This window comes from Aquimarina sp. RZ0 (assembly GCF_008370685.1).
In the GTDB taxonomy this organism is placed as follows: Bacteria; Bacteroidota; Bacteroidia; order Flavobacteriales; family Flavobacteriaceae; genus Aquimarina.
The window spans coordinates 16,308-29,491 of the sequence record NZ_VTZU01000080.1; the positions used below are offsets into that span (position 1 = coordinate 16,308).

Consider the following 13,184-nt stretch of genomic DNA (forward strand, 5'->3'; position numbering starts at 1 on the left):
CCCATTGTTTATTTAAACAAAATTATAACTAACAAAAGAATAACAGTAGCTATATAAAAAGATTCATATGAGAAGATTATTTAGTTGTAAACTATACATATTTACTTTTATTAACCATTAAATAAATATTATATGAAAACAATATTTTCAATATTCGTATTTCTAGCCTTTGTAATGAGCACAAGTACAATACAGGCACAGAGAGAGACCAAGAGTACTTCTCTTATTGCTCCTCCTAATAGTTCTGTAAATTTATCAGTATTAGGAAATCAAAATACAGATCTTGCTCTAAAAAACAACAATTTTTTGGGAGTAGCATTAAGAGTAAACGAAAGAAAACCATTTACACCTGTTTGGACCACTTTTTTATTACCATTTCAATCAAATACAAGAAGGTATAGTATCTTTGGGAGTCTACCAATTTTTTGGTCTTGGGATGTTAGTACTACGGCAGATGCTGCTAGTGTATTGATTACTGCTTCCTGGGATCGCTTCTAGATTAATGCTAACATTATAAAAATCAAAAACATGAAAAAAATAAAAACTATTTTTTGGTCATTATTACTATTGCTAGTCATTAGTTGTGCCAATAATGATATAGTAAGTTCTGATCTACGTGAAATTACCTTTTTAGAATCTTCAATTAGTGCTAAAAAATTTGTAGAAACTGATGAGTTTATTGATGTAGATATGCGTAATGGTAAATTACCAATAGAATCTATGTCTGATAATGAAATTGCAAAATTAAAAGCTGCTGTATATAGATTTTATAAAACAGTCAAGGTCGAAAATGGTAAATATACTCCTCCATCACTGACTGCAAAACAAATCAAGATCTCAGATCTTTTGTATGAATCATTATATGAAAACATATTAGATATGAATGAAAAACTGGAAGATCTTGCAAAAGATAATGAGAAGTTTGAAGTTCCTGAGGTTACTAATGAATATCTCGAATCTTTACTAGACTAAGCACTGAATCTTAGTTCAAGTGATTCAAAATAAAAAGGTTGTCTGAAAAGACAATCTTTTTTATTTCATTAGTAAAAATAAACCTCAAAATAATCATGGTTATAAAAAATAAATGATATCAATCCATAAAAAAAATCTAAGTAGCTTATCTATCAAAACGATATAATACTTATCTTTTGCCGTGATTCTTAAGGTAAGATTTGCTAATTTTGGAATAATAATATGTTTGATTTATGAGGTTTAACCAGTCACTTTTATTTAGTATTCTTTTAGTATTATTTACTACAACAGTTGTATGTCAAAAAGGATTTACTGAGAATCAAATCAATGAGTTAAGACAGGCTGAAGACAAAGAACGAAAATCAGTAAACAGTGCAGTTACGCTGTTTTATCTTGAAAATGATAAAGAAGGATCCTATAAATTATCTCATAAACTATTAAAAAAGCTAAAAACAGATGCCAGTAAATCAAGATTAACCCATTTGATTTCATGTTATTTTTTAGAACAGACCAGAGAATCAGATTCTGCATTATACTATTCAAAAAAGTCATTAGAGTTTAATAAATTTTCTCACGATTCCATTATGAGAAAGCGATATATTTTGGCATATATAAGTCTTGCCAATTCTTTTTTGAGTAAAGGGCTTTTTAAAAAGGCAAAAAAAATAACAATTGAAGGATTAGAGAAAGCTGAGAATTGGGGTTTATATGAAGAAAGGGATCGTTTTACACTATTTTTGGGAGACCTGTATTCTTATGATAAAGAATTTGATAAGTCAATTACTCTATTAAAAAAAATAACTGAAAGTAGTGATATCGATGTAGCGGTAGGCTCAATGATGTCATTAGGTAGAATATATCGAACCTTGGGTAATTATACAAAATCTAATGAGTACCATTACAAAGCTTTAAAAATTAATAAAAACCCTTATTATGATCTGGCTGTTCGCCTGAATATTGTCAAAAACTTAAAGTACATAGGTGAAAAGAAGGAAATAATTCCTCAGCTTGAGGAAATTGTTAAAAGAGGAGACGAAATGAGAATTTCGCATCTAAAAAACCAAGCAAAAAAAGAATTGATCGAGGCTTATTTAGAAAGAAACCAGCTTGATCAGGCGCAGGAAATACTTTTGGTTTTATTAAACGAAAGAAAAGAAGAAGGTAATTTAATTGAGATGCTTTTTTGTTATGATAGATTAAAAGTGATAGCAAGGCAAAATGGAAGCTTCGAACAAGCATTACAATATTCTGAAGAATATTTAATTATTAATGATTCTATCAACCAGCTTCAAAAGTCTAAAGAAATTAATGAAATAGAAATAAAGTTTGAGACTTTACAAAAAGAAAAAGAAAATTATCAGCTTAAGAAAGATAAAGAAAGACAAATTTATATCAACAATTTAACAGTAACAGTTTCTGCAATACTTATACTTTTGATTTTATTATTTGCTTTTGGGTATTATCAAAAATTAAAAACACAAAAAGTACTTAATAAAACCCAGAAGGAGGTAACTACAGAAAAAATTAATTCTTTGATGAAAGAGCAGGAATTAAAATTAATAAAGGCAACAATTGAAGGACAGGACAAAGAGCGAACCCGAATCGCTCAGGGCTTGCATGATTCTATCGGAAACGATCTGGCAACAATAAAATTACTGATCGGAGAAATCGATACCTTAAAAATCCAAAAAATCCAGAATTTGATTGATATTACCTATCAAAAAGTTCGGGAGATATCTCATAATACTATTCCTAAAAAGAATAGAAAAAACGAGTATGTAGAAATATTAAAAGAGTATATCAATAATATTAATGAGGTAACTGATTTGACGATCAATTTTGTGTCTTCTGAAGAAGAGGTGTTTAATGAAATTGATATCGTAATTCAGAATGAGCTTTTTGTAATATTACAAGAATTAATTACCAATACATTAAAGCATGCTGAAGCAAAGCAAATAGATATAAGATTAGAGTGTATTTTAGGGAAGTTACACTTAACCTTCGACGATGACGGCAAAGGCTTTTCTGTAGATTTGTTAGAAGCAAACACAGGAATTGGTATTCATAATATTAAAAACCGGGTAGAGAAACTATCAGGGTCATTACTGATTGATAGTCACCCCAAAAGAGGAACATTATTTAAGATTGAAATGGATAAAGATTTTGAAGTTATTCCATCTTTTTAAAGAAATGTAACCAAGTCGAAATAATTTTAAAGAAACTAGAATTCTTATACAAATCAGGTCAATGCGATTGCTATGACAAAAGAATATTGTAACGGGAATAGTGATTTTTTAATCCAAAAATAGAATCTGAATACTATGTTTCTGCGTTTCATTTCATAGATGAGCTCTTAAGACTAAAGAAAAATTGTACTATGGCAGTAAAAGTATGTGTAATACAAGACAATCCCATTTTCTTTAATAAAGAAAAAACGATAGACAAAATAGAGGAGCTAACGAGCAAGTATGCGAGAGAGGGATGTGAACTTATTGTTTTTCCAGAATCATTTATTCCTGGATACCCGAGAGGATTTGATTTTGGCGCTACCATTGGTCGCAGAACCAAAGAAGGGAGAGCTTTGTATGCAGAATATTACAAGAATAGTATCAACCTGCAAAGTAATGATCTCAGAAGATTAGAGGAGTTAGCCGCTTCTCAAAATATTTATATGGTTATCGGGATTACAGAAAATCAGGATACTAATGGGAGTTTATATTGTTCTATGGTATATATATCCCCCACAAATGGATTACTAGGAGTACACAGAAAAATTAAACCTACAGGAACAGAACGACTTATCTGGGCAGAAGCAGGAGCAGAATCGATGGTTACATTTAGTACTCGAATCGGTAAGCTGGGAGGGCTTATCTGTTGGGAGAATTATATGCCACTCGCTCGAATGGCTATGTATCAGAAAGGAGTAGAAATCTATATTGCTCCTACTGCCGATTCCAGAGAGCAATGGACAGCAACTATGAAACATATTGCACTAGAAGGAAGATGTTTTGTATTAGGATGTAATCAGTATTATACAAAATCAATGTATCCCCAAAAGTATAAGTCTCTTGTAGAGAATGAACAAGAAAACATATGCCCCGGCGGTAGTATTATTGTTTCTCCCCTTGGAGAAGTGATTGCAGGACCATTATTTGGCAAAAGCGGAGCTTTGATCGCCACTTTAGATATCGATGAAATATACCAAAGTAAACTAGATTTTGATGTAATCGGACACTATGCCAGAAATGATATGTTTACTTTTAAGACAGCGGGACAACCAGAAATCAAAAAAGAAACAAATACCGGAGAATATCAATAAAGCTTAAACCACTTCTATTATTGACAGTAATACGTGTTCTCAGAATCTTATTTTTTTATGAAAACTTTCTAAATAAATTACCAGATATAGTCTATATTAGAAAGAACGCATCTTGACTTTTTATTTTTCAGGAAATAGAAAAAGTCGGGATGAGCTCAATAAAAATAATTAAAAGAAAAATTATGTTTGGACTATTCAAGAAAAAATCAGAAAAAGAAATACTTCAGAAAAAGTATAAGGAGCTCATGGAACAAGCATATAAGTTATCTCATAGCAATCGCAGCGCTAGTGATGACAAGCAGGCAGAAGCTGAGGAAGTCTTAAAAAGAATAAAAGAAATTGAAGATTGATATATTTCTTTGCATTATACCTATATATGTTTACACAATCTCTTCTTATTTTTGATTTTAACACAACAAGTGACCTATCTGCCTGGAGTGTTGTAGATGATGGAGTGATGGGTGGTAAATCTAAAGGGGATTTCTATCTGAATTCTAAGGGTAATGCTGTGTATCAGGGAAATGTCTCTTTAGAAAATAATGGAGGCTTCTCCTCAGTTCATTATCGCTTCGATCCAAAAAAAGTAACCAATTTTACTAAAATAGTGATTCAGTTAAGAGGCGATGTCAAACGATATCAATTCAGAATAAAGACCAATACTTTTGATCGTCACGCATATATTAGTTATTTTGAAACCAACGGCGAATGGCAAGCCATCGAAATTAATCTGTCCACTATGTATCCAACATTCAGAGGAAGAAAATTAGAAATGAATAACTATCCGGGAGAAGCACTGGAAGAAATAGCATTTTTGATTGCAAATAAAGAAGCTGAGAAATTTAAACTGGAGATCGATACTATTTATTTAAAGTAATGTACCGTCTCATCGAGTGCGTGAGGTACGAACGTGTATCGAGATGCAAATAATACTGCTACTTTGATGAGGTCTCGATATAATTTTTCTACGCTACGCTCTAAAAAACCACTACCAGACACGCTGATATCCTTATATCAAGTAAAGATGTTATCAGTTGATTTAAAATTATTCGTATTTTTCCCCGTTTTACTATGTGTTATTCGCAATAAAAAAGATAAATCATTAACATTTTTTAGGTTTTATCTTAAAAAACATTAACAATTTATTTATACTAAAAAAAGTTTCGTATAGTTTTTCTAAACTAACCATAACTATTAACAAGATGAACAAATTATTTTTTAATACAAAACTAGCTACCCTATTCCTTGGAGCTTTTTTAGTAATGACTAGTTGTAATGATGATTCTAATGAAGATCAGGTCACAGAGCAACAACAGATCACTAAGGAAGATGTGATGAAAAACTTAGAAGCTCTGGAAGCTTCAGAATATGTAGACCGCATGGTCATGGATCAGTCGCTAAACATACAAAATAATGGAAGGACTGCCAGCACACTGCCAGATGATTGTGTAGAATCTGATTTTAGTACACCAGGTTCCTATTCTCTGACGTTTACAGATTGTGATATTGCAGGCAATATGATCGATGGTAAGATAACAGTAAGTTATACCAGAGAGGAAAATACCGTGTCATCGACCGTAACGTTTGAAGAGTTCGTATTCAATGACCTTGCTGTAAATGGAACCAAGACTACGACCTTTGTTTATAATGGAGAAACAAACACATGTACGTACATTGTAACTTCAGATCTGACAATCAAAAAAGGTGAAGACGAGACTATGGTTATCGTTGGAACTAAAACTATAGAGGTAGTTTATAATGAAGAAGGATATACTAAGTCTACTACAGGAGAATGTAATGTAACAATCAATGAGGATTCTTATGTAGTTGTTATTGATACACCTCTGGTAGAAGTAAAAGGCTGTGATTATGTTGTTTCTGGAATAGCAAACATTACAAAAAATGATATTACTGCAACATTGGATTATGGAGATGGTACGTGTGATAACCTTGCTACTATGACATTACCTGATGGTACAAGTGAAGAAATTGAACTATAATCGGATAGTAGCTGATTCTCGATTCATAGATCAATATTTTTAAAGTATAAAAGAGGCTGAAAAATTAATTTTTGACAGCCTCTTTTATTTTACACCAATTTTTTTCTTTAGGCAAAAAAGAAAAGTTCAGCATAGCCTACGGTTAATTTTGATTTTGAATGATAAAGTGCAAAATCCGGCTATAGTATACCACTAGTTCCGGGCTAAAGTGAACCACCCCTTCCAGTGGAAAGTGAGCATAGCATTCCGGATTAAAGTGAACCACTTATTTCCGGTCTAAAGTGAACCAGTACTAGATCGATTCTATTTGTTCGTTATAAGTAATCTTTTTAAACAAAAGATTATGGCAAACCATCAAATAGAAATGCGAAAAATAAAAAAGATATTTAAGCTCTACACCGAAGGTGTAAGCAAGCGAAAGATTAGTTCCCAGCTACCTGTTAGCCGTAATACGGTAACCAAATACATTGCTTTTTTCAAGCAGTATACCTTTACTTACAGCGAGATTAGTGCGATGAATTTAGAGGAGTTGCATCTGTTGTTTCATTCTAAAGAAAAGCAAAAGAGTGAGCGATTACAAACCTTAGCTGAGTGTACTCTTCTTCCAATACCTTAGAACTTTATACATCTCCCGTTTTCGTTTAGTGTCTTCTCTTTGCATACAGCAAAGCTAAAACCTAAATATCAGCTATACAATATGCAGTTTGCCATAGGCTTACGGTAATTTTAAAGCAAAAATGGCATAAACTAATGATTATGGATATTCCATATCCCTTTTTGAAAATCAACCTCATAAACTCTTGCCTGTACATTTGCAATTTGCTTTTGACTGGAATTCAATCCTCGTGCTTGTATAAGTTTGCTGCAAATCCAAAGAATATCTTTTTCTTTTTGATGAGCTAAACAGTAATCTTGCTCTGATGTTTCTGCAAATCCTGTCACTATTTTGTCTTGATTTTTTACCCAGATAGAATAGAAGAACTTTCTGGAATCTTTTTCGTGATAAAAGCTAAATACAAGATCAGAAACAAAATTAGGAATTGATTCTTTAGGTTCAAAAACCTTTACTTTAAACTGACAGTTACATATAACCTTATTGCATTCATCAAAGATTAAAATAGAAGTTTTCTCCATATCGAGCTGGTAAATACGTTCTCCTATTTGCAACAAGCAAGCTTCTTTTCCACCATCAATTCTTTGAGTTATCTTCTTAGTGGTAAAATCAATGAAAGCATAAGTGGTATTATCTCTTATAGGATTTCTACTGATCTTACATCGGAATTCCGGATTGAGAATAGAATGAATTGTATGTTCAATAACGGAAGTATTCAATTTTTCTTCTGTAACTATTTGTTTCTATAACAATACGACTTCTACTTGAGCAAAAGAAATTACTTAATCAGGAAAAATCCTCATTACTAGTGAAATTTAGGGTATCCGATGGAGAATGGATTGTCCACTTCTTTTTTTTATCATCATAATGATGACATAGGGGCTTAGGATTTATATTGAATTCATCTGGAAAAACCTCTCCATTTTCTACCAGATAATTTACGGAATCCTTGATAGGCTTATGCAGAAGAGATATTATTTCTATAGAATTTAATTCAGAAAGTTTATGCTCTAGTATTATTTTTCCTATCGAAGTCAAAGGCCCTTTTGCTGTCATATATGAAACCAGATAACACGCGCTATACTTATCACTATCATTATAAATGAGATCTGTATGATGCTCATTAAATGAGTCATAGAAATCTTTGACCCCGTCTGTCTCCACTTTTATAGTTAACCTGTCATTAAAAATAAAGTTTCCTTTGTTATCCTTTAGTTGTATGAAAGGTGTGAATTTTTGTCTTAAAGCAAAAGTTTTAACTTGGTTACAAAGTTCAGCTAAGATAAACTGGTACTTTCTATCATCCTCACAAGAATCATACGTTTCTAGGGTTACCAATAAGTCGGGTTGGATTATTCCATCAATAAAGTTTTGAAAATTTTCTGTATCCATAAAATCTTATTTATTATAATCTTCAAAAGCTTAATTGATACTTTTCTTCATTGTATTCAACTATTTAAATAATTCCCTGATTGTCTTTTGTCTTCTTAACAAAAATGATACTACAAGCTTTAATCCATTAATACTAATTTTTCAAGGTTTATAGTCTCCCTAACCATAATCAAAATATTTAGCGTTCGGTGAAAATTCAGCAGCACCAATATCCAAATCTCCTGAATAAGGTATTCTATGATATCCCCAAGATGCGATGGAAGACTTTCCTGTTCTATAATTTGTCCAATCACCTAAAATTGATAATTTCTACTACCATCATACCCTTCAAAAATATCTTCATAGTTTATTTCTCCGTGTTTATTTTTATGCCATAAGATAACTTTTTACCTTTAAATATTCCAGTAGCAGAAAGTTCTTTCTCTGCTGAAAGAGTATAATTCAAAGTCGTGAATCCATAGTTTTCAGAATCATCATATATTGATTCGGTAAATAGAAAATTAGTTTCAACATTAAAATCTCCTTTAAACGTTCTTTTGTTTTACCAATAAATCCTAAAAATTCGTTATTGTCATATTTTAGTGCATTTTCCAAGTTAATTATACTTGTGTACTTTACATACTGAATATCCTCGATTATAACTTTATCTAACAGATTTTCAAACGAACATTGATTAGATTGTGCCTCCGATAATGATGCAAAACATAAGCTTATAAAAAGTAGTAAAATGTAAGCCTATGGCCATGTACATGACTATAGGCTTACGTTACAGTTATCCGAATGATGTAAATTTATTTTAATAAATTTACATCCTCAATTTTCTTTCTGCTTTTTTCAGTTTTTTAAAGGTTTTTCTATGCGCTGTAACTTGCTCTGCAAGTTCTCCTATTTTTTTGCCAGCTTTTATAGGATTTATTTTCCTAGTTTGGGCGTCAGTTTTTAATGTTTGAATCAGTTCTTTCGTTCTCTGTCTGTCTTTCTTAAATGATTCTGCTGCTGCTGACATAGCATCAGCTGCAGAGTTTGTTTGTGATGAATTTAAAGGCATTATTTTTTTTTTGTAAGCATACTCTAATTCACATTATAGTGTACTTGATTTATAATATAAAGACATTTTAGAGATAAGGATACCCTCAAAGAAGCACTGCTTTTATGAAATCAAGATTAATTTTGGGGCTATTTAGTTAGCGCTAGTCCAGTTATATGGAAGTAGTTCTACTAGTTTATTAGCCTTGTGCTCTGGGATTCTTCCAAAATATCTTTCAGCCAAGTGTAGGGATCTACATTGTTAATCTTACAAGTTGCAAAGAAAGAATATAACATGGCTGCTTTTTGAGCAACATTATGTGATCCTGCAAATAGATAATTCTTTCTGCCTAGTGCCAAGGGTCTGATGGTATTCTCAATACGATTGTTATCTATTTCATAGCGACCATCACTAGTATATGCTACCAGTTTGGCTCATAACTTAAGAGTATAGGAAATTGCTTTACCAATCCCACTTTTAGGAAGCACTTGTAGTGTCTGCTGTTGTAACCAAACCTCTAATGTTGTTAAAATAGGTATTGCGTATAGCTTTCTGTAGCGCAATCTAGTTTCTGAGTTAATACTTCGTTCTCTTGATTTTCGTTCTATGGCATACAGCTTTTGGATTTGTTCCAATGCATAACTGGCTCTAGAGGCATCATTATCTAGTGCATTCTCAAAATAACGTCTGGCATGTGCCATACAGGCCAATAGTTTTATACTTCCTTTTGGGGTCAGATTTAGATATCCAGAATATCCATCTGTTTGTATAGTTCCGTTATACTCTTGTAACATTGTTTCTGATCTACTAGGATCATATTTAAACAACACCAAGCCTTCTATAGGCGCATGATGTATCCAATGATAGCTCATATGAAGTTTTCCTTTTCTTCGTTTTACTTTATCACGTGTTTTATTAATGAAAATGTATACAGAACCATTTGTGGGAGATGTAGACAACTGAATTTGTATGACTCCGCAGAGTCCATTAAATCCTTTACGCATATCGGTAGGCTTGCTATACAAATGAAACCTATGTGTAGTAGTGAGTCCAAACATCAGAAAAGAGTGATTAGGTTTTTCTGTTCCTTTTTGCAGATATCAGAAGAGCATTGCAGAAATACGCAATTGGGATAATGGATCTCTATAGGAACTGTTTTAGCAATCGATACTGGTGTAGCAACTTCCACAGGAATAAAGGAAGCTTCTTTCTCGGCTACTTTTTTCTTAGTTTTTGGAAATTCTGCTTTGAATTTCCTGTGCCAGTATTTCATAACTCCATACGTAATACCTTGGGTTTCTCCAAAGTCCTTCAAACTGAGTGTACTCTTTTTTCAATACCTTAGAACTTTATTCATCTCCCGTTTTCGTTTAGTGTCTTCTCTTTGCATACAGCAAAGCTAAAACCTAAATATCAGCTATACAATATGCAGTTTGCCATAGGCTTACTTCTTTAGAATAAAGGTCAACTATAGTCTTTTGGGTAATGCTGAATGTTTGTTTTTTTCGTCTAAGAAAAATATGTTGTTTTATATAAGTAAATTCAAAACAGCATTGATGTCATACATATAGCGACTAAGATTTTAGATCTAGTTCTTTTAAGTTTTCCATTCGGTTTCTAACAAGAAAATCATCGATAGTTTCGAAATGTTCGATCACTCTTTGATTCTTAAACTCAAATACCTTATTAGATAATCCCTGTAAAAAGTCACGATCGTGAGAAACCAGAATCAAGGTACCATCAAAAGACAATAAGGCTTCTTTTAATACATCTTTGGATCGTATATCCAGATGATTCGTAGGCTCATCCAGGATCAATACATTGACAGGTTCCAGCAATAGTTTTACCATTGCTAGACGTGTTCTTTCTCCACCAGAAAGTATCTTTACCTTTTTCTCAATAGCATCTCCACCAAACATAAATTGCCCAAGAATATTTTTAATCTGTGTTCTTACATCTCCTTTAGCGACCTCATCTACAGTCTGAAAAACGGTAAGTTCCGGATCTAACAATGAAGCCTGATTTTGTGCAAAATATCCTACTTTGGCATTATGCCCCAGATCACACTGACCTTCGTAATCAATCTCTCCCATAATCGCTTTGATCATTGTAGATTTTCCTTCTCCGTTTCTTCCCAGAAAAGAGACCTTTTCTCCACGTGCAATAGACATATTAGCATTCTTAAAAACAATATGATCACCATACTGTTTGGATAATTCTTTGGCAATTACCGGATAATCTCCAGACCTGGCAGCCGGAGGAAAGCTAAGTTTTAATGATGAAGTATCGATCTCATCAATTTCTATGATCTCCAGTTTTTCAAGCATGCGCTCTCTGGAGTTTACTTGATTAGTTTTAGAATAAGTACCTTTAAATCTATCTATAAAATTTTGAGTATCGGCAATAAATTTTTGTTGTTCCTGATATGCTTTTATCTGATGTGCACGCCGATCTTCACGTAGTTGGAGATAATGAGAATACGTTGCTTTATAATCATAAATTCTTCCCATCGTTACTTCTATAGTACGATTCGTAATGGTATCTATAAAAGCTTTGTCGTGAGATATGACAATAACAGCCTTTGCCTTGTTTAATAAAAAATCTTCTAACCAAATCACAGATTCAATATCTACGTGATTGGTAGGCTCATCCAGTAAGATGAGATCAGGCTTTTGCAATAAAATCTTAGCAAGTTCGATACGCATTCTCCATCCACCGCTAAATTCGCTGGTTGGTCTTGTGAAATCCTCTCGTCTAAACCCTAATCCCTGTAATGCTTTTTCTACTTCTGCATCATAGTTGATCTCCTCAATGGCATAAAACTTTTCTCCCAGCGTTGTTACTTTTTCTATGATCTCCATATATTCTTTGGATTCATAATCTGTTCTGGTTTCTAGTGACGTATTGAGGCGATCCATTTCCTGCTGCATCTCTGTAATCTGGCTAAAAGCTTTTGAAGCTTCTTCAAAAACAGTGCAGTTGTCATCTGTTAATAAATGCTGTGGTAAATAAGCAATCACTGCTTCTTTTGGACAACGAACATGACCACGAGTAGCTTTCTGAACCCCTGCAATGATCTTCATCATCGTAGATTTTCCTGCTCCATTTTTACCCATAAGAGCGATTTTATCATTCTCATTAATGACAAAAGATACATTACTAAACAAGGTTTCACCACTAAACGCTACTGCAATACCATCTACAGAAATCATACTTTTTTTATTTACTCGATAATCGAGATTTGAATGCTCTAAGGCTTCCCTCGAAATCGAAATGTTTTTTCTAATAAATACCTCCGTGGGCTTACCCCGAGGTAATTTACTGTGCAAAACTAAAAAAAAGCGGCATACTACAAAGGAATGCGTGATGATAAGTTACCAGAGTTTTTAAGAGGCAAACATTGCAGCATTTTTAGCCTTTCGAATTCATACTCTTGCAGTATGATGAGGCTACTTTTAAAGGAGAGTATGAGAATTTATTTTGTGGGTGTTTTAAGATTGAATTTTTGACCCAGATGTTTTTAGAGAAGATGAAGTGTCATTATTACTTAAAGAAAATAAGAAAGCTCAAAAATTTAATAATACAGGAAATGTAGTTGGAAATGGTTATTGTATAAATACTGCCGATAGGAGTTTAGGAACATTATTAAAGGATTCAAAAAACTTTTACTCAGAACCAATTAGAAACTGAAATAGAAATATATCTTGTTCTAAAACTACTTACAAAATAAGAAAATAGAGAGTGTAAATATAACCTTGTCTGAATACTAAATTTTTAATTTATACATTATTCAGATAAGATGACAAAGACAGAACAGCAAGAATTAGAAAAGAAAGCTCTAGAACAGTTTATGACTGGCAAGAG

At 32.6% G+C, this 13,184-nt stretch carries 14 protein-coding genes and 1 pseudogene; 8 read left to right on the forward strand and 7 right to left on the reverse strand.

Going from position 1 to position 13,184, the window contains the following annotated elements:
- Positions 1–132 precede the first annotated feature (132 nt).
- The 8 genes from F0000_RS22580 to F0000_RS22615 all read left to right on the forward strand — a co-directional run bounded on the left by F0000_RS22580 (position 133) and on the right by F0000_RS22615 (position 6,904).
- Positions 133–498 carry a hypothetical protein gene (locus tag F0000_RS22580; protein ID WP_149626990.1) on the forward strand — a complete coding sequence of 122 codons (366 nt, stop codon included), beginning with the start codon at positions 133–135 and terminating at the stop codon, positions 496–498.
- Between the two features lie 30 nt (positions 499–528).
- Complete coding sequence (locus F0000_RS22585; protein ID WP_149626991.1) at positions 529–972, forward strand: hypothetical protein; 444 nt, start codon at positions 529–531, stop codon at positions 970–972.
- A 233-nt stretch (positions 973–1,205) separates the two neighbouring features.
- Complete coding sequence (locus tag F0000_RS22590) at positions 1,206–3,158, forward strand: ATP-binding protein (RefSeq protein WP_149626992.1); 1,953 nt, start codon at positions 1,206–1,208, stop codon at positions 3,156–3,158.
- Positions 3,159–3,349: 191 nt separating this feature from the next.
- Positions 3,350–4,291: a carbon-nitrogen hydrolase family protein gene (locus F0000_RS22595; protein ID WP_149626993.1), complete on the forward strand. Its 942-nt coding sequence runs from the start codon at positions 3,350–3,352 to the stop codon at positions 4,289–4,291.
- A gap of 182 nt (positions 4,292–4,473) precedes the next feature.
- Positions 4,474–4,641: a Lacal_2735 family protein gene (locus tag F0000_RS22600; RefSeq protein WP_149626994.1), complete on the forward strand. Its 168-nt coding sequence runs from the start codon at positions 4,474–4,476 to the stop codon at positions 4,639–4,641.
- Positions 4,642–4,667: 26 nt separating this feature from the next.
- Positions 4,668–5,165 carry a CIA30 family protein gene (locus F0000_RS22605; protein ID WP_149626995.1) on the forward strand — a complete coding sequence of 166 codons (498 nt, stop codon included), beginning with the start codon at positions 4,668–4,670 and terminating at the stop codon, positions 5,163–5,165.
- Between the two features lie 325 nt (positions 5,166–5,490).
- On the forward strand, positions 5,491–6,288 hold the full coding sequence (locus F0000_RS22610; RefSeq protein ID WP_149626996.1) for a hypothetical protein: 798 nt from the start codon (positions 5,491–5,493) through the stop codon (positions 6,286–6,288).
- 343 nt (positions 6,289–6,631) lie between these two features.
- Complete coding sequence (locus F0000_RS22615) at positions 6,632–6,904, forward strand: hypothetical protein (protein WP_149626997.1); 273 nt, start codon at positions 6,632–6,634, stop codon at positions 6,902–6,904.
- A gap of 131 nt (positions 6,905–7,035) precedes the next feature.
- On the opposite strand, the gene F0000_RS22620 is transcribed toward F0000_RS22615, so the two are convergent.
- The 7 genes and pseudogenes from F0000_RS22620 to F0000_RS22650 form a co-directional block, all read right to left on the reverse strand.
- Complete coding sequence (locus tag F0000_RS22620; RefSeq protein ID WP_149626998.1) at positions 7,036–7,620, reverse strand: hypothetical protein; 585 nt, start codon at positions 7,618–7,620, stop codon at positions 7,036–7,038.
- Positions 7,621–7,687: 67 nt separating this feature from the next.
- Positions 7,688–8,293 carry a hypothetical protein gene (locus F0000_RS22625; RefSeq protein WP_149626999.1) on the reverse strand — a complete coding sequence of 202 codons (606 nt, stop codon included), beginning with the start codon at positions 8,291–8,293 and terminating at the stop codon, positions 7,688–7,690.
- Positions 8,294–9,098: 805 nt separating this feature from the next.
- Positions 9,099–9,341 (reverse strand): hypothetical protein, encoded by a 243-nt coding sequence (locus F0000_RS22630; RefSeq protein ID WP_149627000.1) that lies wholly within the window; start codon positions 9,339–9,341, stop codon positions 9,099–9,101.
- Between the two features lie 170 nt (positions 9,342–9,511).
- On the reverse strand, positions 9,512–9,616 hold the full coding sequence (locus F0000_RS28680; protein ID WP_368668138.1) for a transposase domain-containing protein: 105 nt from the start codon (positions 9,614–9,616) through the stop codon (positions 9,512–9,514).
- Positions 9,617–9,685: 69 nt separating this feature from the next.
- Positions 9,686–10,378 (reverse strand): annotated as a pseudogene (locus tag F0000_RS22640) (IS66 family transposase); the annotation flags it as partial.
- Positions 10,378–10,635 carry a hypothetical protein gene (locus F0000_RS22645; protein WP_149627003.1) on the reverse strand — a complete coding sequence of 86 codons (258 nt, stop codon included), beginning with the start codon at positions 10,633–10,635 and terminating at the stop codon, positions 10,378–10,380. The pseudogene F0000_RS22640 and the gene F0000_RS22645, both read right to left, overlap by 1 nt.
- Positions 10,636–10,894: 259 nt before the next feature.
- The gene (locus tag F0000_RS22650) at positions 10,895–12,532 is read right to left on the reverse strand and encodes an ABC-F family ATP-binding cassette domain-containing protein (protein WP_149627004.1); all 1,638 of its coding nucleotides are present in this window, start codon (positions 12,530–12,532) and stop codon (positions 10,895–10,897) included.
- Positions 12,533–13,184: the final 652 nt, after the last annotated feature.

What these genes read in the sequence shown, in the direction of transcription:
- F0000_RS22580 (WP_149626990.1), top strand. Translation starts at nt 133, where the DNA reads ATGAAAACAATATTTTCAATATTCGTATTTCTAGCCTTTGTAATGAGC.
- F0000_RS22585 (WP_149626991.1), top strand. Translation starts at nt 529, where the DNA reads ATGAAAAAAATAAAAACTATTTTTTGGTCATTATTACTATTGCTAGTC.
- F0000_RS22590 (WP_149626992.1), top strand. Translation starts at nt 1,206, where the DNA reads ATGAGGTTTAACCAGTCACTTTTATTTAGTATTCTTTTAGTATTATTT.
- F0000_RS22595 (WP_149626993.1), top strand. Translation starts at nt 3,350, where the DNA reads ATGGCAGTAAAAGTATGTGTAATACAAGACAATCCCATTTTCTTTAAT.
- F0000_RS22600 (WP_149626994.1), top strand. Translation starts at nt 4,474, where the DNA reads ATGTTTGGACTATTCAAGAAAAAATCAGAAAAAGAAATACTTCAGAAA.
- F0000_RS22605 (WP_149626995.1), top strand. Translation starts at nt 4,668, where the DNA reads ATGTTTACACAATCTCTTCTTATTTTTGATTTTAACACAACAAGTGAC.
- F0000_RS22610 (WP_149626996.1), top strand. Translation starts at nt 5,491, where the DNA reads ATGAACAAATTATTTTTTAATACAAAACTAGCTACCCTATTCCTTGGA.
- F0000_RS22615 (WP_149626997.1), top strand. Translation starts at nt 6,632, where the DNA reads ATGGCAAACCATCAAATAGAAATGCGAAAAATAAAAAAGATATTTAAG.
- F0000_RS22625 (WP_149626999.1), bottom strand. Translation starts at nt 8,293, where the DNA reads ATGGATACAGAAAATTTTCAAAACTTTATTGATGGAATAATCCAACCC.
- F0000_RS22630 (WP_149627000.1), bottom strand. Translation starts at nt 9,341, where the DNA reads ATGCCTTTAAATTCATCACAAACAAACTCTGCAGCTGATGCTATGTCA.
- F0000_RS28680 (WP_368668138.1), bottom strand. Translation starts at nt 9,616, where the DNA reads ATGTTATATTCTTTCTTTGCAACTTGTAAGATTAACAATGTAGATCCC.
- F0000_RS22650 (WP_149627004.1), bottom strand. Translation starts at nt 12,532, where the DNA reads ATGATTTCTGTAGATGGTATTGCAGTAGCGTTTAGTGGTGAAACCTTG.